General features: G+C 52.6%; 16 protein-coding genes. 8 read left to right on the top strand and 8 right to left on the bottom strand.

The window, feature by feature from the left end; translation table 11 throughout:
• Window positions 1-39: 39 nt before the first annotated feature.
• From PYR66_15485 to PYR66_15470, 4 genes are read right to left on the bottom strand one after another with little or no spacing between them, the layout of a single operon-like run.
• Window positions 40-951: a transketolase C-terminal domain-containing protein gene (locus PYR66_15485; protein ID WEF26711.1), complete on the bottom strand. Its 912-nt coding sequence runs from the start codon at window positions 949-951 to the stop codon at window positions 40-42.
• Complete coding sequence (locus PYR66_15480) at window positions 951-1,748, bottom strand: transketolase (protein ID WEF26710.1); 798 nt, start codon at window positions 1,746-1,748, stop codon at window positions 951-953. The genes PYR66_15485 and PYR66_15480 overlap by 1 nt, the downstream gene beginning before the upstream one ends.
• A gap of 12 nt (window positions 1,749-1,760) precedes the next feature.
• Window positions 1,761-3,026 carry a PTS transporter subunit IIC gene (locus tag PYR66_15475; protein WEF26709.1) on the bottom strand — a complete coding sequence of 422 codons (1,266 nt, stop codon included), beginning with the start codon at window positions 3,024-3,026 and terminating at the stop codon, window positions 1,761-1,763.
• A gap of 17 nt (window positions 3,027-3,043) precedes the next feature.
• Window positions 3,044-3,319 (bottom strand): PTS sugar transporter subunit IIB, encoded by a 276-nt coding sequence (locus tag PYR66_15470; GenBank protein ID WEF26708.1) that lies wholly within the window; start codon window positions 3,317-3,319, stop codon window positions 3,044-3,046.
• A 122-nt stretch (window positions 3,320-3,441) separates the two neighbouring features.
• On the opposite strand from PYR66_15470, the gene PYR66_15465 reads away from it, so the two are divergent.
• The gene (locus PYR66_15465) at window positions 3,442-4,299 is read left to right on the top strand and encodes a MurR/RpiR family transcriptional regulator (protein ID WEF26707.1); all 858 of its coding nucleotides are present in this window, start codon (window positions 3,442-3,444) and stop codon (window positions 4,297-4,299) included.
• 55 nt (window positions 4,300-4,354) lie between these two features.
• Here the strand turns inward: PYR66_15465 and pflA are convergent, their stop codons facing one another.
• The 4 genes from pflA to ycaO all read right to left on the bottom strand — a co-directional run bounded on the left by pflA (window position 4,355) and on the right by ycaO (window position 10,618).
• Window positions 4,355-5,095, bottom strand: a complete 741-nt coding sequence (gene pflA, locus PYR66_15460) for a pyruvate formate lyase 1-activating protein (protein ID WEF26706.1) — start codon at window positions 5,093-5,095, stop codon at window positions 4,355-4,357.
• A gap of 190 nt (window positions 5,096-5,285) precedes the next feature.
• Complete coding sequence (gene pflB, locus PYR66_15455) at window positions 5,286-7,568, bottom strand: formate C-acetyltransferase (protein WEF26705.1); 2,283 nt, start codon at window positions 7,566-7,568, stop codon at window positions 5,286-5,288.
• A 51-nt stretch (window positions 7,569-7,619) separates the two neighbouring features.
• Complete coding sequence (gene focA, locus PYR66_15450) at window positions 7,620-8,477, bottom strand: formate transporter FocA (protein WEF26704.1); 858 nt, start codon at window positions 8,475-8,477, stop codon at window positions 7,620-7,622.
• Window positions 8,478-8,857: 380 nt separating this feature from the next.
• Complete coding sequence (gene ycaO, locus PYR66_15445) at window positions 8,858-10,618, bottom strand: 30S ribosomal protein S12 methylthiotransferase accessory factor YcaO (protein WEF26703.1); 1,761 nt, start codon at window positions 10,616-10,618, stop codon at window positions 8,858-8,860.
• A gap of 355 nt (window positions 10,619-10,973) precedes the next feature.
• Between ycaO and serC the strand changes: the two genes are divergently transcribed.
• The 7 genes from serC to PYR66_15410 all read left to right on the top strand — a co-directional run bounded on the left by serC (window position 10,974) and on the right by PYR66_15410 (window position 19,907).
• Window positions 10,974-12,062 carry a 3-phosphoserine/phosphohydroxythreonine transaminase gene (gene serC / locus PYR66_15440; GenBank protein WEF26702.1) on the top strand — a complete coding sequence of 363 codons (1,089 nt, stop codon included), beginning with the start codon at window positions 10,974-10,976 and terminating at the stop codon, window positions 12,060-12,062.
• 73 nt (window positions 12,063-12,135) lie between these two features.
• Window positions 12,136-13,419 (top strand): 3-phosphoshikimate 1-carboxyvinyltransferase, encoded by a 1,284-nt coding sequence (aroA, locus tag PYR66_15435; protein ID WEF26701.1) that lies wholly within the window; start codon window positions 12,136-12,138, stop codon window positions 13,417-13,419.
• Between the two features lie 146 nt (window positions 13,420-13,565).
• Entirely contained in the window at window positions 13,566-14,333 is a 768-nt protein-coding gene (locus PYR66_15430; GenBank protein WEF26700.1) for a M48 family metallopeptidase, read from the top strand.
• 169 nt (window positions 14,334-14,502) lie between these two features.
• A complete protein-coding gene (gene cmk, locus PYR66_15425) occupies window positions 14,503-15,186 on the top strand; it encodes a (d)CMP kinase (protein ID WEF26699.1) in 684 nt (227 codons plus the stop codon).
• A 137-nt stretch (window positions 15,187-15,323) separates the two neighbouring features.
• Window positions 15,324-16,997, top strand: a complete 1,674-nt coding sequence (gene rpsA / locus PYR66_15420; protein ID WEF26698.1) for a 30S ribosomal protein S1 — start codon at window positions 15,324-15,326, stop codon at window positions 16,995-16,997.
• Between the two features lie 150 nt (window positions 16,998-17,147).
• Window positions 17,148-17,435, top strand: a complete 288-nt coding sequence (ihfB, locus tag PYR66_15415) for an integration host factor subunit beta (GenBank protein ID WEF26697.1) — start codon at window positions 17,148-17,150, stop codon at window positions 17,433-17,435.
• A 207-nt stretch (window positions 17,436-17,642) separates the two neighbouring features.
• The gene (locus PYR66_15410) at window positions 17,643-19,907 is read left to right on the top strand and encodes a ComEC family protein (protein ID WEF26696.1); all 2,265 of its coding nucleotides are present in this window, start codon (window positions 17,643-17,645) and stop codon (window positions 19,905-19,907) included.
• The last annotated feature ends 24 nt before the right edge of the window (window positions 19,908-19,931 follow it).

Genomic DNA, 19,931 nt, shown 5'->3' with positions numbered 1-19,931 from the left:
GCGCGAGCCGATCGCCAGAGCGACCGGTTCGTATAATGGTTATTGAAGCGCGTTAAACAATGCTTCGCCCGAGATGCCGTATTTCGCTTTTAGTTGCCTGCTATTACCTGATTCAGTAAAAGTGTCCTGTGTTCCCAACCGCGTGAGGCGGGCAGGATGCGCCGCTTGCGCCATGGTTTCAGCAATCAGTCCTCCGAGGCCGCCGTTTACCGTGTGATTTTCAAGCGTGGCGATAAGCGGGCAGCCTTCGACCAGTCGATAAAATTCCTGCTGGTTAAAGGGTTTGAGAGTGGCAACGTGAATAAGCTTGCCCTTTTTGCCGCTGGCAACCAGCTTTTCGTAGCCGTCTGTGGCCTGCTCCAGTACTGTACCTTCAAATAAAATCGCAAAATCATTGCCGCTGTCGGCGATAGCGGCGATATCGCTGACCCGCGGGATGACGCTTTTATCGCGAACCGGCATCGGCTCGCGCGCGACGCGAATGTAAACGGGCCCCTTTATTTTGGCTGCCTGCTCAAAAGCCTCGGCAATTTCTTCCGCATCTGCCGGGGTCAGGACGGTTAATCCAGGAAGCACGCGGGTCAGAGCTAAATCTTCCAGAGCATGGTGTGAAGCGCCGTCCGGGCCATCATCCATACCCGGATGGCTACCAACGAGTTTAATGTTGGCTTTGGCGTAGCATGCCTGCCGCAGCTGGGTCCAGGCGGTTCCGGTTACGAACATCGCAAAGTTGACATAGAAGGGCATAAAGCCTTCCAGCGCCTGGCCGACCGCAAAACTCATCGCGGAGCCTTCCGCAATGCCCATTTCGAAAAAGGCCTCCGGGTAGATTGCCTGAAACTGATCGGTACGCGTGGAGCTGGCTAAGTCGCTGTCGATGGCAACCACCGGGTAGCCTTTTTCTTTCAGGGCAATCAGGGCATTACCAATTTCATCGCGGGGTGCTTTCATCACTGTAACTCCTCCATTGCCTGCTGATATTGTTCTTTGCTTGGGGTTTTTGAGTGCCAGTCGCCGTTGTTTTCCATGTAGCTGACGCCGGAGCCTTTGGTGGTATGCGCCACGATAGCGACAGGCTTGCCTTTCAGGTGGCGGGATAACATCAAAGTATCGGCCACCTGATGCATATCATTGCCGTTGTGCAGCTCCAGAACGTGCCAACCAAAGCAGCGGATTTTGTCCGCCAGCGGTTCGAGGTTAACTACTGCATTGACCGGATCGTGAGAAGAGAAACCGTTGTAATCGATGATGGCGACCAGGTTATCCATTTTCATATGCCCGGCCTGCTGCAACGTTTCCCAGATCTGACCCTCATGCATTTCACCATCGCCAATGATGGCAAAGACCCGATGCGGATCGTTGTGCCGTTTTTTGGCGGCCGCCATACCAAAAGCAATCGACAGCCCCTGACCCAGCAGACCGGTCGTGGCATCGACGTCCGGCAGTGACTTAATGCTTGGGTGTCCCTGCAGGCGCGAGTTGATCTGCCGGAAGGTATTGAACTCGTTGCGATCGATCTTTCCTTGTTGATAGAGCATGGCGTACTGTGCGGCGACGGCGTGGCCCTTACTCATTACAACTCGCGAGCGAGGGGCCGCTGCCAGGTCGATCTCCTGATAGTAGAGCCAGGTAAGAATGTCGATTATCGATAACGCTCCGCCCGGATGACCAATTCCGGACTCGTAAATCATGGTGACTATCTCGCGTCGGGCGGCAAGCGCGTGGGACTTTAGTTCATCAATGTTCATGTTCATTCCTTCTTATGGCAGCATTTTACCGATGTAGTACACGACCAGACCCAGAGCGACGAAGTCGGTTTCCGGGAAACTGGTGCCTGACAGACCGACGGATTCCATAATTGGATAAATCAGCGCAGGGCCGATACCTATCAGGATCCCGGTGATGAAACTCCCGGCAATTGCACCTTTCCAGCCGCCGGAGGCATTACCAAATACTGCAGCGGTAGCGCCGATAAAGAAGTAGGGAATGGCTACCGGGATAATGACGGTTTGCCCAAGGATCGCCAGAAAGCCCATTACCACCAGTCCGCCTACGAACGATGAGATAAACCCCAGCACCGTGGCGGTGGGGGCATAAGGGAAGACGACCGGGCAGTCGAGCGCGGGTTTGGCATTAGGAATAAACTTCTCCGAGATGCCGAGGAAGGCCGGAACAATTTCTGACAGCAGCAGGCGCACGCCGGTAATGATGATGTACAGAGAAGCGGTAAAGGTCAGCGACTGAAAGAGCGGATAAACCAGCCAGTGCATACCGCCAGCCGCTGCGGTTACCGCTGCCTTTCCAGCGGCAAGCGCGGCGATGTAATAGAAAATACTCACCGAGATAGATACCGAGACGATGTAATCTTTAAAAATCCCCAGCCAGCCGGGTAGATTCAGTTTTTCCGTTGATTGTTTAGGATCGCCAACTTTTGAGCCGATCCAGCCGGATGCGGCGTAGGCCAGAGTGACGTAGTGCCCCATCGCGATCTCATCGTTACCGGTAATTTTTCGCATCCACGGCTGCGCAATGGCCGGGTAGAGGCAGGCGGCCAGGCCCAATAACACGGAGCCGACGATGATCGTTGTCATATCGCTATAGCCCAGCGCCTTCAGCGTTACGGTAAGCAGAGCGGAGAGATAGAGGTTATGTTGCCCGGTAAGAAAGATGTATTTAAAAGGAGTGACGCGGGCAAAGAACAGGTTCCAGCCAAAACCAATCACCATAATCAGCGAAACGCACATCGCGAATTTGGTTTGCGCCAGCCCGGTTAGCGCTTCTGCCAACGGCATCACCCCCTTCAGACCAAAGCCATCGCTGAATAGCGTCTGAAAATTGCCCAGAGAGGTGACCGCCAGACCGGCGCCACCGGCAAAAACCAGAAAGCCGACGATGGTTTTGAAGGTACCAGAGAGCACCTTTTCAATCGGCTTGCGTTGGATTAACAGGCCGATTAATGCAATAAAGCCAACTAAAAGTGGGGTTACACCCAGAATGTCGAATACAATAAATCTGAGGAAATCCATATTGCCTCCGGGAGAGGTTAGTTGCTTTGAACGATGTCAGTGAGCGCAGATTCCATCTCTTCGCTATTCATCAGATCGGTGATGCCGACGGCTCTGAATCCGGCGGCTTCGACTTCATCGGTGAGATCGCGCATAGTGATGACAAAATCAATGTCTCGCCAGGTCCGCAGACCCGAGAGGACATCGTGTTCCAACTCGATATCCCAGCCGTGTTTGTCGATGATTTTTTGTGCTTTGATTTTGAGCATTAAGGAGCTGCCCATACCGGTGCGACAGACTATGAGACCTTTCATTCGATGTTCTCCTGTTTGTAAAAATAATTATTTTTATTTATTTATGTGAGATAATAATTATTATCTTTACCGCAGGACGAAAGATGTGACTGTGTTTGCATTTTGAGCAAATAAGGCAAAACATGAGCCAGATAGACAACAACTTGTTGATAAGCATAAGAAATGGAGCTTCGGGGCTAAGCCCGATACTGGAGAAAGTTGGCCGTTTTATTACGGAAAATCCTGACTTTGTGATGCGTCACACGATTTCAGAACTGGCCGACTCCATTGACACCAGTGAGGGGAGTATCACCCGTTTTTGTCGGGCTTTCGGTTTTAAAGGTTTCTCGGATTTCAGGACTGCGCTGGCGATGGAGCAGGGCGCTGCGCGCTCGGAAGACAATAGTACCCATGGTAATGAAGAGATTGCCCCGGTGCTGGCGAGCATCCGAGATAGCAATGCCATTGTTGATAACCAGGAATTAAAAGCGGCGGCTGACTGGCTTAATACCCTGAATAGTATTGCTATCTATGCTGTAGGCACGGCGGTGCCGGTGGCGTTATTCCTGCAGATGAATTTAATTAATATGGGCAAGGCGGCCAGCTTTGTCGATCGCTCTTATCCGGCGGCGATGCCGTTGCTGGCGGATAACCAAAAAACCGGCATTATCGTCGTGCATACTGAACAGGCATCGGCGGATATGATGCAGTCCCTGTCCCTGGCAAAGCAGCAGGGGGTGAAAATATTGTCGCTGACACGGGGGACGTTCGCGCCGTTAGCCCGCTTATCTGACTGGAATCTTCAGGCGGCGGTGGCTTTACAGGGGGAGGGGGAGTCAGGATTTGCGGAAATCGCCGGCGCCATGATGGTGGCCGACCGGATCCTCAGCGCGCTGGAAGAGCAGGATGAACGCTATGCGGAATATCGTAAAGCGCATCAGAAGCGGATTTTCTCGATTGAAAGCGTGGCAAATAAGCTGTCGGAATACTTTATGTCCTGATGCTCATCATATATTGGCAAAAACCCGGTAGCGCTACCGCTACCGGGTGGGGAAATTAGTACATCACCTTGTGACCGTACTGTTCCAGAATGCCCTTCACGCGTTCCATGGTCTCTTTCTTCGGCGGATGGACGCCATCCAGCTTGTACTCTTCGCCCATCGCCACCCACTTGTGTTTACCCAGTTCATGGTAGGGCAGGAGTTCGATTTTCTCGACGTTGCCCATATCGCGGGTAAACTCGCCAAGGCGATGCGCGGAATCATCATCGTCAGACCAGCCGGGAACCACCACGTAGCGGATCCATACATTAATCTCTTTCTTCGACAGATACTGGGCGAATTCCAGCGTCCGATGGTTTGAGACGCCCACCAGATTCTGGTGGATCTCATCGTTCATCTGTTTGAGGTCAAGCATCACCAGATCGGTGACTTCCAGCAGTTCGTCAATAACCGGATCATAGCGACGCACGAAGCCGTTGGTATCCAGACAGGTGTGGATACCTTCTTTTTTACAGGCGCGGAACCAGTCGCGAACAAACTCTGCTTGCAGAATCGCCTCACCGCCGGAAGCGGTAACGCCGCCGCCAGAGGCATTCATAAAGTGGCGATAGGTCACCACTTCTTTCATCAATTCTTCCACGGTAACTTCTTTACCACCGTGAGTATCCCAGGTATCGCGGTTATGGCAGTACAGGCAGCGCATCAGGCAGCCCTGGAAAAAGGTAATAAAGCGGATGCCTGGGCCATCAACGGTGCCACAGGATTCAAAGGAGTGAATACGACCAATAGTTGACATTGCGGTGATATCTCCGGGTTCGGCCCTCCAGGGCCTGTGATGCACAGCTCAAACCGGCTGTGTTAAGTCTGTTTTGACAGGTACCCAAAGTATAGATAACTGGCAAAGCAGGCTGGGCAGGGAATCACGTGTTAAAAAGGCCCCACTGATGTGGGGCCTTTATTGTACGCTTTTTCAGTCAGACTGGGAATTACATGGTCTGAGTAAAGGTACGGGTAATAACGTCCTGCTGCTGTTCTTTCGTCAGGGAGTTAAAACGTACGGCGTAGCCGGATACGCGGATGGTCAGCTGCGGATATTTTTCCGGGTTTTCCATCGCATCGAGCAGCATTTCGCGGTTCATGACGTTCACGTTCAGATGCTGACCACCTTCAATGGACGCTTCGTGGTGGAAGTAACCATCCATCAGACCCGCCAGGTTAGTCTTACGAACTTCGTCGTCTTTACCCAGTGCGTTCGGAACGATAGAGAAGGTGTAAGAGATACCATCTTTAGCGTAAGCAAACGGCAGTTTAGCAACGGAGGTCAGAGAGGCGACAGCACCTTTCTGATCGCGGCCGTGCATCGGGTTAGCACCTGGTCCGAACGGCGCGCCAGCGCGACGACCATCTGGGGTGTTACCGGTTTTCTTACCATACACAACGTTAGAGGTGATGGTCAGAACAGACTGAGTCGGGATAGCGTTGCGGTAGGTGTGCAGTTTCTGAATTTTCTTCATGAAACGTTCAACCAGGTCAACGGCCATGTCATCGACGCGAGCATCGTTGTTACCAAACTGCGGGTATTCGCCTTCGATTTCGAAGTCGACAGCCAGGCCGTCTTCGTCACGAATCGGTTTAACTTTCGCATATTTGATGGCAGACAGGGAGTCAGCAGCAACGGACAGGCCTGCGATACCACACGCCATGGTGCGGATAACGTCACGGTCGTGCAGCGCCATCAGAGAGGCTTCGTAGCTGTACTTGTCGTGCATGTAGTGAATGATGTTCAGCGCGGTGACGTACTGTTTAGCCAGCCAGTCCATGAAGTGATCCATGCGGTCCATCACTTCGTCGAAGTTCAGGACGTCGCCTTTGATCGGTTCAGATTTCGGACCAACCTGCATTTTCAGTTTTTCATCAACGCCGCCGTTGATTGCATACAGCATGGTTTTCGCGAGGTTAGCGCGAGCGCCGAAGAACTGCATTTGTTTACCAACGATCATCGGGCTGACGCAGCATGCGATAGCGTAGTCGTCGTTGTTGAAGTCCGGACGCATCAGGTCATCGTTCTCGTACTGCAGAGAAGAGGTATCGATGGACACTTTAGCGGCGAATTTCTTGAAGCTCAGCGGCAGTTTTTCAGACCACAGGATAGTGATGTTCGGCTCCGGAGACGGCCCCATGGTGTACAGGGTGTTCAGGAAGCGGAAGCTGTTTTTGGTGACCAGAGTACGGCCATCAACGCCCATACCGCCGATAGATTCTGTTGCCCAAATCGGGTCGCCGGAGAACAGCTCATCATATTCCGGGGTACGCAGGAAGCGAACCATACGCAGTTTCATGACCAGGTGGTCAACCATTTCCTGCGCTTCTTGCTCGGTGATTTTGCCAGCCTGCAGGTCACGTTCGATGTAAATATCCAGGAAGCTGGAAGTACGACCGAAGGACATTGCCGCGCCGTTCTGAGATTTAACGGCAGCCAGGTAACCGAAGTAGGTCCACTGGATAGCTTCCTGAGCGGTAGTTGCCGGACCGGAGATATCGCAGCCGTATTTTGCTGCCATTTCTTTGATCTGACCCAGAGCGCGATGCTGTTCAGAAATTTCTTCACGCAGACGGATAGTCGCTTCCAGATCTTCGCCGCTTTCCAGTTTCGCCTGCAGAGACTGGAACTGAGCGTATTTATCTTTCATCAGGAAGTCGATACCGTACAGCGCAACGCGACGGTAGTCACCGATGATACGGCCACGGCCGTAGGCATCTGGTAGACCGGTCAGCACGCCGGATTTACGGCAGTTCAGGATGTCTTTGGTGTAAACATCAAACACACCCTGGTTGTGAGTTTTACGGTAATCAGTGAAGATTTTTTTCAGCATCGGGTCCAGTTCGCGATTGTACGCTTTGCAGGAACCTTCAACCATTTTGATACCGCCGAACGGGATAATCGCACGTTTCAGCGGAGCTTCAGTTTGCAGACCAACGATTTTCTCGAGCGCTTTCTCGATGTAGCCCGCGTCGTGAGAAGTGATGGTGGATGCGAGGGAGGTGTCGAAATCAACAGGCGCGTGAGTGCGGTTTTCCTGTTTAACACCTTCCATTACGCTGTCCCACAGCTTGGTGGTCGCGTCGGTTGCGCCAGCCAGGAAGGACTCGTCACCTTCATACGGGGTGTAGTTTTTCTGGATAAAGTCACGGACGTTGACTTCGTTCTGCCAGTCACCTTTCGCGAAACCTTCCCAGGCTGTGGCTAACTTTTCATTAAGCTCGGACATGTAACACCTACCTTCTTAAGTGGATTTTTTATTTACTGCCTGAGACAACCATTAATGATGGTCGTCGCCACGCAGGTAAATGACCCAGTACGTCAACCCAACCAACAGACCACCGCCGATGATGTTTCCGATAGTGACCGGAATCAGGTTATCAGTGATGAAATTCATAATGGTTAAGTGAGAGAAACTCTCCGGAGTTGAACCGATAGCGGTCCAGAATTCCGGGCTCGCAAAGTTGCGAATTACGATACCCATTGGGATCATAAACATGTTAGCGATACTGTGTTCAAAGCCGCTGGCGACAAACATCGCTACCGGCAACACCATAATCATCGCTTTATCCATCAGGCTGCGGCCGGAGTAGCTCATCCAGACGGCCAGACAAACCATCAGGTTAGCCAGGATACCCAGGCTTACGGCTTCAATGAATGTATGGTGCATTTTGTGATCGGCTGTTTGCAGAACATTCAGGCCCCATCCGCCGTTAGCAGTCATATATTCGCCAGATAACCACATCAACAGTACAAACAGCAGCGCGCCTATCAGGTTTCCAACATAGACGTTAAGCCAGTTTTTTGCCAGTTGACCCCAGGTAATGCGCCCGCTGGCTTTCGCCACGACGATCAGTACGGTAGAGGTGAACAGGTCGGCGCCGCAAATGATGCAAAGAATCAGACCTAGTGAGAAGCATACCCCGCCAATCAGCTTGGCAATACCGAATGGCATTGCGGCAGTACCGGTGGTCGCCGTGATATAGAATACAAAAGCGATGGAGATAAAGACGCCAGCGGTAATCGCCAGATAAAAGGTCTTCATCGGGTGCTTCGTCGCTTTATAGACACCTGCTTCTTCGGCGACTTTCGCCATCGCGGCAGGGAGTAAAAGATCAAAAGGGTTGTCAGCTTTCACACTAACTCTCTCTTTATATAAGTTGGCGGTGTGATACTAACAAAGCATTATAGAAGGGAAATTGATGTAGATCATATCCGGCCGGAGTCATAGGCCCATTTTGCGTATGGAATTAGATTAAAATAACTGTATCTGTTTGTTTTTTAATGAGAAAATAATTTTTAATATTTGCAAATTATGTTGAAAATTTCCTTCGGTGAGCATTGATTACAGTTAATTAAAATGGAGTATTTTTATTAAAATTAACAATCTAAAAATTACCAAAGATTGGATTTTACTTATGATTAACTTTACACCTACAGATTCTCGTCATTTCGGCACAAATTAAGAAAACGGAGCCGCAGAGGGCTCCGTAAACAACGCAATTTACCCCTAATGGGTTAGCTGGCCCAGAAAGCAGCTTTCGCACGCTGGAGCTTTTCGTAGGCTTTCAGTAATGACTGATGGGCCGGGAAGGCGCGCAGGTCGCTATCTACCGCCTGGAGGCCGTAGAACGGCGCTTCGCCGCTCAGGGCGGCACTGGCGGCTTCCACCGCTTCCACGCCGTACATGCGGATAAAGGCATTCAGATATTGCAGAGGCTGGCGCTCTTCTTCCTGGCTCAACAGCAGCAGCGTTTGCAGGCAGCGATAGTAGTTGGCGCGCTCTGGACTGAAGATGGACGCATTGAATTCCATGGTCCACTCGGTCCAGATCAGCGCCTGTTCCAGATCGCCACCGGCCAATGCCAGCATCGCTTTTAGTTCGCCGATGCGCAGGGTATACCAGCCATTATCTTTGCCGGTCGCCAGACCTAACAGCTCGCGTACGCGGGTAAAGTCATCAAGACCTTCGTCGTCCATCTGCTCAATGAGCGCCAGATAATCTTCTTTTTCCCACTCACTACCCGGCAGAGACAGAATGGTGTCGCGCAGATGCGCGCCCATGCTGTTGTTGGCCAGCCACAGGTCTTCCGCTGGATAGATATCCGACATGCCCGGAACGATGATACGACAGGCGTAGACGCTCAGATGTTCGTAGTCGGCGATGTAGACTTCTTTGTCTTCGGCTTTGAAGATGGCCATCAAGGTGGCGAACTCTTCTTCGGTGGTGCCGGAGAAATTCCAGTCAACGAACGGGTAGTCGGCATCCTGCTTGAACATATCCCAGGAGATCAGGCCGCTGGAATCGATGAAATGAGTTTCCAGGTTGGCGTGTTCGGCGACTTCTTCATCATCGAAGGTCGGCGGCGTAAAGACATCGAGATCTTTCAGGCTGCGGCCCTGCAGTAGCTCGGTAACCGTGCGCTCCAGCGCCACGCCGAAGTCCGGGTGGGCGCCAAAAGAGGCGAAGCAGGTGCCGTTAGCCGGGTTAAACAGAACCACGCAGATAACCGGGTATTTACCGCCCAGCGAACCGTCGTAAGCGAAGATAGGGAAACCTTCGGCTTCGAGTTTGGCGATCGACTCAACGACGCCCGGATAGCGCGCCATCACCTCGGCCGGGATCTCCGGCAGACTGATGCTTTCTGCGATGATACGGTTTTTGATATGACGCTCGAAAACTTCAGACAAGCCCTGCACGCGCGCTTCATTCGGGGTATTACCGGCAGACATACCGTTAGAGACATACAGGTTGCCGACAATATTCATCGGGATATAGACGGTTTCGCCGTCGGACTGACGGGTAAACGGCAGACCGCATACGCCGCGTTCGTCATTGCCGGACTGCAGATCCACCAACATGCTGGCGGTCAACTGATCGTCTGGATCGTAAAAAGCGCGCAGACGGGCATCCAGCAAACCTTCCGGTACTTCATCGTCTTCAGTGAGTGGGAACCACTTTTCGTTCGGGTAGTGAACGAACGGACCGTTCGCGATCGTGTCACCTAACCAGAAGTCGGCGAAGAAGTAGTTGGTGGACAGACGTTCGAAGTACTCACCCAGCGCGGAGGCCAGGGCTGCCTTTTTGGTGGCGCCTTTACCGTTGGTAAAGCACAGCGCGCACTCTTTATCGCGAATATGAACGGACCATACGTGCGGCACCGGGTTCAGCCACGAGGCCTCTTCGATATCAAATCCGAGGTCGAGCAGTTTCTGCTGGAAGCGAGCGATGGAGTCTTCCAGGGCGGCATCTTTGCCGGGGATAAATGTCTGGGTCATAGCAATTCGTTTATGGTTGGCAGGATGGTCAATGATACGGGTTTTGCCCGTATGTGGCTATGTCGTTAGCCGCGACGACCGAGAAAAAGAATAGGGGACCAAATGGGATGGGGAGAAACGCCAAATGCAGAATGGACAACGGAAAGGCGATTGAAAGCGATCCCCCGACAGCGATTATGTCGGTTTTATGACGTCAAGCTGGTAGATTCTTTTGTGTGACGGTGGCCTCATTTCGGGGCCACTTAGTTTTACTCGTTGCGGTGTGTGTCACTGAATGATAAAACCGATAGCCACAGGAATAACTTATGCCCGCGATGGGTCGCGTGCAGACAATATAGCAACGTGGTGAGGGGAAATGGCTCAGGTCTATAACTTTAGTTCGGGCCCGGCAATGCTGCCGGCAGAAGTTCTCAAACTGGCGCAACAGGAACTGTGTGACTGGCACGGTCTGGGGACGTCGGTAATGGAAATCAGTCACCGTGGTAAAGAGTTTATCCAGGTGGCTGAAACGGCAGAACAGGATTTCCGCGATCTGCTCAACATCCCTTCCAACTATAAAGTATTGTTCTGCCATGGTGGCGGTCGCGGCCAGTTTGCCGGAATTCCGTTAAACCTGCTTGGCGACAAGACGACAGCAGATTATGTGGATGCCGGTTACTGGGCAGCCAGCGCGGTTAAAGAAGCCAAAAAATACTGCACGCCGAACGTTATCGACGCCAAAATTACCCTCGACGGCCTGCGGGCGGTCAAACCAATGAGCGAATGGCAGCTGACGCCGGGCGCGGCATATCTGCACTTCTGCCCGAATGAAACCATCGATGGTATCGCCATCAATGAAACGCCGAATTTTGGCGATGACGTTGTCGTGACGGCGGATTTCTCCTCCACCATTCTCTCGCATGACATTGACGTCAGCCGTTACGGCGTTATCTACGCTGGCGCGCAGAAAAATATCGGTCCAGCGGGTTTAACGCTGGTTATCGTACGTGAAGATCTGCTGGGTAAAGCGCACGTTGCCTGCCCATCGATCCTCGATTACACCGTGCTGAACGATAACGACTCGATGTTCAACACGCCGCCGACCTTTGCCTGGTATCTGGCGGGACTGGTGTTCAAGTGGCTGAAAGAGCAGGGCGGCGTGGCCGCAATGGACAAAATCAACCAGCAGAAGGCTGACCTGCTGTATGGCGTGATTGATAACAGCGATTTCTACCGTAACGACGTTGCGGCTTTGAACCGTTCACGCATGAACGTTCCATTCCAGCTGGCGGATAGCGCGTTGGATAAACTGTTCCTTGAGGAGTCCTTCGCCGCGGGTCTGCACGCGCTGAAAGGCCACCGGGTGGTTGGCGGTATGCGCGCCTCTATCTACAATGCGATGCCGCTGGCTGGCGTGAAGGCGCTGACTGACTTCATGCAGGACTTCGAACGCCGTCGCGGCTAATCGACGGATTATTTTTTCATCCCCGCAGCCTGTCTGCGGGGTTTTTATTCTGTTTTTTTGAGAGTTAAGTTTCATGGAATCCCTGACGTTACAACCCATTGCGCGCGTTGATGGCACCGTAAACCTGCCCGGGTCGAAAAGTGTTTCTAACCGCGCTTTGCTGCTGGCGGCATTAGCCCACGGCACCACCGTGCTGACCAATTTGCTGGACAGCGATGATATTCGCCACATGCTGAATGCGCTTAACGCCCTGGGGGTTCATTACACCCTGTCCGCCGATCGTACCCGCTGTGAAGTGACTGGCAACGGCGGTCCGTTACAGTCTGGCGGCGCGCTGGAGCTGTTCCTCGGTAACGCCGGTACGGCGATGCGCCCGTTGGCCGCGGCGCTGTGTCTGGGACGCAACGACATCGTGCTGACCGGCGAGCCGCGGATGAAAGAGCGGCCGATTGGTCACCTGGTTGATGCGTTACGCCAGGGCGGCGCGCAGATTGAATATCTGGAGCAGGAAAACTATCCGCCTCTGCGTCTGCGCGGCGGTTTCAGCGGCGGCCAGGTTGAGGTCGACGGCAGCGTTTCCAGTCAGTTCCTGACCGCTTTATTGATGACTGCGCCGCTGGCGCCGCAGGACACGACGATCGCCATTAAAGGTGAACTGGTGTCTAAACCTTATATCGATATCACGCTGCATCTGATGAAAACCTTCGGCGTTGATGTTGAAAACCAGAACTACCAACGCTTTGTGGTCCGCGGCAACCAACAGTATCAGTCGCCGGGGGATTATCTGGTGGAAGGCGATGCTTCCTCAGCCTCTTATTTCCTCGCGGCGGGCGCAATCAAGGGCGGCACGGTGAAAGTGACCGGTATTGGCCGTCATAGCGTGCAGGGCGACATTCGTTTTGCCGACGTGCTGGAAAAAATGGGCGCCACTGTTACCTGGGGCGACGATTTCATCTCCTGTACCCGTGGTGAGCTGAATGCTATCGATATGGATATGAACCATATTCCGGATGCCGCGATGACCATCGCCACGGCGGCGCTGTTCGCGAAAGGCACCACGGTGCTGCGCAACATTTACAACTGGCGGGTGAAAGAGACCGACCGTTTGTTTGCGATGGCGACCGAGCTGCGTAAGGTTGGCGCGGAAGTGGAAGAGGGTGAAGACTATATCCGCATTACACCGCCTGCGACGCTGAAATTCGCTGAAATCGGCACCTATAACGATCACCGCATGGCGATGTGTTTCTCGCTGGTGGCGCTTTCGGATACGCCGGTCACCATTCTTGATCCGAAGTGTACGGCGAAAACTTTCCCTGATTACTTTGAACAGTTGGCGCGAATTAGTACGCTGGCCTGAATTTTGCGAATTTAAATAAAAACGCCGACCGGAAAGTCGGCGTTTTTTTATGCATGCTTGTCGGCGAAGAAACTAAGTGTTAGCCTTGCTTGCTTGTAAATATAGGATTTATAAGCATTTAATATGCTAATCAATGGATGATTGATATGAAAAATACAAAAGTAATGCTGGCTTTAGCGATTTCCGCCACATTGTTGGTAGGTTGTAAAAATATGCAAGGTATGGATACCAACGCCCTGGTCAGTTCAGGGATGACGGCCTACAAAGCGGCAACGCTATCTGACTCCGAAGTCAAAGCGCTTTCCGACGATGCCTGTAAGCAAATGGATAGTGAAAATAAGCAGGCTGGCGCTTCAAGTAAATACACTAAACGTCTCAATAAAATAGCCAAAGCGTTAGGAAATAATATCAACGGTACGTCAGTAAACTATAAGGTTTACATGACTTCAGATGTGAACGCATGGGCAATGGCTAACGGCTGCGTGCGCGTTTATAGCGGCCTGATGGACATGATGACGGATAATGAAGTCGAAGCGGTTCTGGGTCATGAATTGGGCCACGTCGCGCTGGGTCACTCGCGTAAAGCAATGCAGACTGCTTATGCGACCGTTGCCGCGCGTGATGCGATTTCAGCAACCGGAGGCGCGGCTGCAAGTTTGTCTAAATCCCAGTTGGGCGATATCAGTGAAGGGATGATCAACTCAGCGTTCTCTCGCTCTCAGGAGTCTGATGCTGATGATTTCTCCTACGATCTGCTGAAGAAGCGTAATATCAATACTCAGGGCCTGGTGGGAAGCTTCGACAAACTGGCTAGCCTTGACGCCGGTCATAGTAAATCTCTGTTTGATTCACACCCGCCTTCAGCCGAACGCGCACAGCATATTCGCGACCGTATCGCTGCAGATAAAAAGTAAAGCTAGGTCATCTTCCGGGCTGATGTTCTGTCAGCCCGCTATAATTGCGCAATTCTTCTACATTTAATTTCTTCTATTCCGTAATTTGCACGCAATGCTCACTTTCTGGCGTATTGATGCGTATAATGCGCGGCGTTTATATTCATGCGCCTTGCTAAAGGAGAAAAAGATGACGGCGAATGTTCCGGTAATCACCATTGATGGACCTGGCGGTGCAGGTAAGGGCACGTTGTGCAAGGCAATGGCGGAAGCGCTTGGCTGGCATCTGCTGGATTCCGGCGCCATCTATCGCGTTCTGGCGCTGGCGGCCTTACATCATCACGTTGACGTCGAGTCAGAAGAAGCGCTGGTTCCACTGGCAGCCCATCTCGATGTGCGTTTTATTTCTACTGACGGCAACCTGGAAGTGGTACTGGAAGGCGAGGATGTGAGTGCGGAAATTCGCACTCAGGAAGTGGCCAATACCGCGTCGAAAGTGGCGGCTTTCCCGCGCGTTCGCGAAGCGCTGCTGCGTCGTCAACGCGGCTTTCGCGAGCTGCCCGGCCTGATTGCCGACGGCCGTGATATGGGGACCGTTGTGTTCCCGGATGCGCCGGTCAAAATCTTCCTTGATGCCTCGGCGGAAGAACGTGCGCAGCGCCGCCTGCTACAGTTGCAGGAGAAGGGTTTTAGTGTTAACTTTGAACGTCTTTTGTCCGAGATAAAAGAGCGTGACGATCGCGACCGTAATCGCGCCGTGGCGCCGCTTATCCCGGCGGCTGATGCTTTAGTTCTCGATTCCACTGAACTAAACATTGAGCAAGTAATTGAAAAAGCGCTACAATATGCGCGCGAAAAATTGGCTGTCGCTTAACGGTTAACCGACGAAGCGTCATGAGCCTCCGAATTATAGCAGTACCCCCGCAGCAACGGAGTGTTAGCGGGTATGTTAAACAACCCCATCCGGCACGGAGCCAGGTGGACGTTAAATATGAAACCTGAAGATTAAACATGACTGAATCTTTTGCTCAACTATTTGAAGAATCCTTAAAAGAAATCGAAACCCGTCCGGGTTCCATCGTTCGTGGTGTTGTTGTTGCTATCGACAAAGATGTCGTACTGGTTGACGCCGGTCTGAAATCTGAGTCCGCCATCCCGGCTGAGCAGTTCAAAAACGCCCAGGGCGAACTGGAAATCCAGGTTGGTGACGAAGTTGACGTTGCTCTGGATGCAGTAGAAGACGGCTTCGGTGAAACCCTGCTGTCCCGTGAGAAAGCTAAACGTCACGAAGCTTGGATCACGCTGGAAAAAGCTTACGAAGACGCTGAAACTGTAGTCGGTGTTATCAACGGCAAAGTTAAAGGTGGCTTCACTGTTGAGCTGAATGGTATTCGTGCGTTCCTGCCAGGTTCCCTGGTAGACGTTCGTCCGGTGCGCGACACGCTGCACCTGGAAGGCAAAGAGCTTGAATTCAAAGTCATCAAGCTGGACCAGAAACGTAACAACGTCGTTGTTTCTCGTCGTGCCGTTATCGAATCCGAAAACAGCGCAGAGCGCGATCAGCTGCTGGAAAACCTGCAGGAAGGCATGGAAGTCAAAGGTATCGTTAAGAACCTCACTGACTACGGTGCATTCGTTGATCTGGGCGGCGTTGACGGCCTGCTGCACATCACCGATATGGCCTGGAAACGCGTTAAGCATCCGAGCGAAATCGTAAACGTTGGCGACGAAATCACTGTTAAAGTGCTGAAATTCGATCGCGAACGTACCCGTGTATCTCTGGGCCTGAAACAGCTGGGCGAAGATCCGTGGGTAGCTATCGCTAAGCGTTATCCGGAAGGTACCAAACTGACCGGTCGCGTGACCAACCTGACCGACTACGGCTGCTTCGTTGAAATCGAAGAAGGCGTTGAAGGCCTGGTTCACGTTTCCGAAATGGATTGGACCAACAAAAACATCCACCCGTCCAAAGTTGTTAACGTTGGCGATGTAGTGGAAGTGATGGTTCTGGATATCGACGAAGAACGTCGTCGTATCTCCCTGGGTCTGAAGCAGTGCAAATCTAACCCATGGCAGCAGTTCGCGGAAACCCACAACAAGGGTGACCGTGTTGAAGGTAAAATCAAGTCTATCACTGACTTCGGTATCTTCATCGGCCTGGACGGCGGCATCGACGGCCTGGTTCACCTGTCTGACATCTCCTGGAACGTTGCAGGCGAAGAAGCAGTTCGTGAATACAAAAAAGGCGACGAAATCGCTGCAGTTGTACTGCAGGTTGACGCAGAACGTGAGCGTATCTCCCTGGGCGTTAAACAGCTGGCGGAAGATCCGTTCAACAACTACGTTGCTCTGAACAAGAAAGGCGCTATCGTAACCGGTAAAGTAACTGCAGTTGACGCTAAAGGCGCAACCGTAGAACTGGCTGACGGCGTTGAAGGTTACCTGCGTGCTTCTGAAGCATCCCGTGACCGCGTTGAAGATGCAACTCTGGTTCTGAGCGTTGGCGACGAAGTTGAAGCTAAATTCACCGGCGTTGATCGTAAAAACCGCGCAATCAGCCTGTCTGTTCGTGCGAAAGACGAAGCTGACGAGAAAGATGCAATCGCAACTGTTAACAAACAGGAAGATGCAAACTTCTCTAACAACGCAATGGCTGAAGCTTTCAAAGCAGCTAAAGGCGAGTAATCTTAGTTATTCAGGTCACAACGGCCTGAATAATGACGAGTTTACTTGACAGATTGCAGGATTCGTCCTGTAATCAAGCACAAAGGGCGGCTACGGCCGCCCTTGTTTAAGCTGTAAGCTAACTTTGCCTTGAAGGAAACCGGAGGAAAAATGACCAAGTCAGAATTGATCGAAAGACTTGCCAGCCAGCAATCTCATATTCCGGCGAAAGCGGTGGAAGATGCTGTTAAAGAAATGCTGGAACATATGGCCTCAACGCTTGCTCAAGGTGAGCGCATTGAAATCCGCGGTTTCGGCAGCTTCTCTCTGCACTATCGAGCACCTCGCACCGGGCGTAACCCGAAAACTGGTGATAAAGTGGAACTGGAAGGTAAATACGTTCCTCACTTTAAGCCAGGGAAAGAATTACGCGACCGCGCCAATATTTACGAAGAGTAAGTTTTCCCGAATTACGGCGATAACTTGTTCAATAAAAAAGCACCTGCGGGTGCTTTTTTTATGTCTTTTTTCCATGCTTGCTCGCAAAACATGTGTTGCCTGACAGCAAGTCTAAAAGTTTCCCTGATCGGGCGACGCAACGTCTCTCTTTTATGCGGGATGCCAACGGTGAATTGTCTGACACTTCCCCAATAACAGGGAGGTGTTATGCGATTACCACATCTGGCCGGCTGCGCCATTGTCGGCATTCTGCCGCTGCTTTGGCTACCGGCGCTACCGAGTCTGACGACCGTCTGGTGCCTTATCGGCGGTGCGCTCATTATTGCGCTGTGCCGCAAACCCTATACGCAGTACGCCGCGTTGACGCTGCTCTTTTTCGCGTGGGGAATATTAGACGCCCAGCAGGCGTTGTGGCCGACGGAACATCTCCCCGGACGTAACCGCCAGGTCGTTATTGAGCTGATTGCCGGTGATGGCCTGACAACCTGGCAGGGCAAGATTATTCGCCTCGATGGGCAACGTTTATCTCCCTCAGTGGGGATCTCTCTGTATGGCAGTGAACTGCCAGAACCCGCTTGCGCAGGGCAGCGCTGGTTAATGACGATCCGCGCCCACCCGGTGCACGGACAGTTAAATGAGGGCGGTTTTGATAGCCAGCGCCATTCCCTGTCTCAGCACCGTCCGCTCAGCGGGCGGTTTATTAGCGCGAAGCCGCTCGATTCACGTTGTAGCTATCGGGCGCGTTATCTGACCTCGCTGAACCACACTCTTGAAGCGTATCCGTGGAAAACGGTGATGCTGGGATTGGGGATGGGGGAGCGCTTCGCCGTCGCGGATGAGATAAAAACGTTGATGCAGGAGACGGGGACTTCACACTTGATGGCGATCTCTGGTTTGCATATTGCGCTGGGCGCTTCGCTGGGGTGGCTGCTGATTCGTGGCCTGCAGTTTTTTCTTCCCTGTCGCTGGATTGGCTGGCGAATGCCGCTGCTGGTTGGGCTTGCCTGCGCGCTATTTTATGCCTGGCTTACCGGCATGCAACCTCCGGCGCTACGTACCTGCGCGGCGTTAACCGCAGGATGCCTGTTACGGCTCGGCGTCAGACGTTGGTCATCGTGGCAAATCTTTTGCTGCTGTATTGCGGCAATACTCTTTGCCGACCCGTTGGCGGTGATTTCAGAAAGCCTGTGGCTCTCGGTTTTTGCGGTAGCAGCGCTTATTTTCTGGTACCAGCTTGTGCCGTTTAGCTGGTACAGAGGTCGTTGGCCGTGGCGGCCGCTGCTGGCGCTGTGTCATCTGCAGTTTGGTCTGATGCTGCTGTTGGCGCCTATGCAGATAGCGCTTTTTCATGGTATCAGCCTGACCTCGTTGATCGCCAACCTACTTGCTGTCCCGCTAGTGACCTTCCTGGTGGTACCGTTAATTTTGGCGGCAATGGTGCTGCATCTTAGCGGTCCGACGTTACTTGAAATGGGGTTGTGGCAACTGGCAGACCGGCTGTTGGCGGTATTATTCTGGTTTTTACGTCATCTGCCTCCGGGATGGTTGTCGCTTGATGAGCGTTGGCTGGCCATCAGTATCTTGCCATGGCTGGCGTTGCTGGCCTGGCGTTTTCATGCCTGGCGGCGGATGCCGTTACTTTCTATTAGCTGCGCGGCAGTGTTGAGCTGGCCATTCTGGCGAGCAGTATCACCCGGCGAGTGGCGAGTGACGATGCTGGATGTCGGCCAAGGTCTGGCAGTCGTGATTGAACGCCAGGGAGCCGCGATACTTTACGATACCGGGCCTGCCTGGCCGGGAGGCGATAGCGGTCAGCGGCTGATCGTGCCGTGGTTACGCTGGCGTGGCCTCCATCCAGAAGGGGTTATCCTGAGTCACGAGCATCTCGATCACCGCGGCGGCCTGAATGCGATCGTTCAGACGTGGCCGGACCTCAACATTCGCAGCCCGCTTAAATTACGCGGCCATCTGCCGTGCCGCCGCGGCGAAAACTGGCGCTGGCGAGGATTGCGCTTTCAGGTGCTGTGGCCGCTGGCAGAAACGGCGCGAAAGGGAAACAATGGTTCCTGCGTGGTAAGAGTCGATGATGGCAAGTGGAGCGTGTTACTCACCGGTGATATCGAACTCCCGGCTGAGCGGGAGATGATTAGCCATTACTGGCAGTATCTTACGTCTACACTTATTCAAGTTCCACACCACGGAAGTAATACGTCTTCCGGCCTGACATTACTACAACGGACTGGAGGAGCAGTGGCATTGGCGTCGGCTTCGCGCTATAACGCCTGGCGGATGCCATCCAGCAAAGTCGTGCAACGTTATCGTAAACAGGGCTATCAGTGGTTCGACACGCCGCATTCAGGGCAAATTACGGTTATTTTTTCTCCAGATAGTTGGCAAATCCATAGCTTACGAGATCAACTTTTACCTCGTTGGTATCATCAGTGGTTTGGCGGGGACGCGCAGAACGGGTAGAATATGCGGCTATTTCAACACAAG

Origin of the sequence: Klebsiella aerogenes, from assembly GCA_029027985.1 — a bacterium.
GTDB classification, from domain to species: domain Bacteria; phylum Pseudomonadota; class Gammaproteobacteria; order Enterobacterales; family Enterobacteriaceae; genus Klebsiella; species Klebsiella aerogenes_A.
The sequence above is the reverse complement of the archived record's forward strand: the minus strand, read 5'-3'. Positions and strand labels throughout refer to the sequence as shown.

Bases quoted from the DNA above. Each gene is read 5' to 3' on its own strand.
- PYR66_15485 (WEF26711.1), bottom strand. From the start codon at position 951: ATGAAAGCACCCCGCGATGAAATTGGTAATGCCCTGATTGCCCTGAAA.
- PYR66_15480 (WEF26710.1), bottom strand. From the start codon at position 1,748: ATGAACATTGATGAACTAAAGTCCCACGCGCTTGCCGCCCGACGCGAG.
- PYR66_15475 (WEF26709.1), bottom strand. From the start codon at position 3,026: ATGGATTTCCTCAGATTTATTGTATTCGACATTCTGGGTGTAACCCCA.
- PYR66_15470 (WEF26708.1), bottom strand. From the start codon at position 3,319: ATGAAAGGTCTCATAGTCTGTCGCACCGGTATGGGCAGCTCCTTAATG.
- PYR66_15465 (WEF26707.1), top strand. From the start codon at position 3,442: ATGAGCCAGATAGACAACAACTTGTTGATAAGCATAAGAAATGGAGCT.
- pflA (WEF26706.1), bottom strand. From the start codon at position 5,095: ATGTCAACTATTGGTCGTATTCACTCCTTTGAATCCTGTGGCACCGTT.
- pflB (WEF26705.1), bottom strand. From the start codon at position 7,568: ATGTCCGAGCTTAATGAAAAGTTAGCCACAGCCTGGGAAGGTTTCGCG.
- ycaO (WEF26703.1), bottom strand. From the start codon at position 10,618: ATGACCCAGACATTTATCCCCGGCAAAGATGCCGCCCTGGAAGACTCC.
- serC (WEF26702.1), top strand. From the start codon at position 10,974: ATGGCTCAGGTCTATAACTTTAGTTCGGGCCCGGCAATGCTGCCGGCA.
- aroA (WEF26701.1), top strand. From the start codon at position 12,136: ATGGAATCCCTGACGTTACAACCCATTGCGCGCGTTGATGGCACCGTA.
- PYR66_15430 (WEF26700.1), top strand. From the start codon at position 13,566: ATGAAAAATACAAAAGTAATGCTGGCTTTAGCGATTTCCGCCACATTG.
- cmk (WEF26699.1), top strand. From the start codon at position 14,503: ATGACGGCGAATGTTCCGGTAATCACCATTGATGGACCTGGCGGTGCA.
- rpsA (WEF26698.1), top strand. From the start codon at position 15,324: ATGACTGAATCTTTTGCTCAACTATTTGAAGAATCCTTAAAAGAAATC.
- ihfB (WEF26697.1), top strand. From the start codon at position 17,148: ATGACCAAGTCAGAATTGATCGAAAGACTTGCCAGCCAGCAATCTCAT.
- PYR66_15410 (WEF26696.1), top strand. From the start codon at position 17,643: ATGCGATTACCACATCTGGCCGGCTGCGCCATTGTCGGCATTCTGCCG.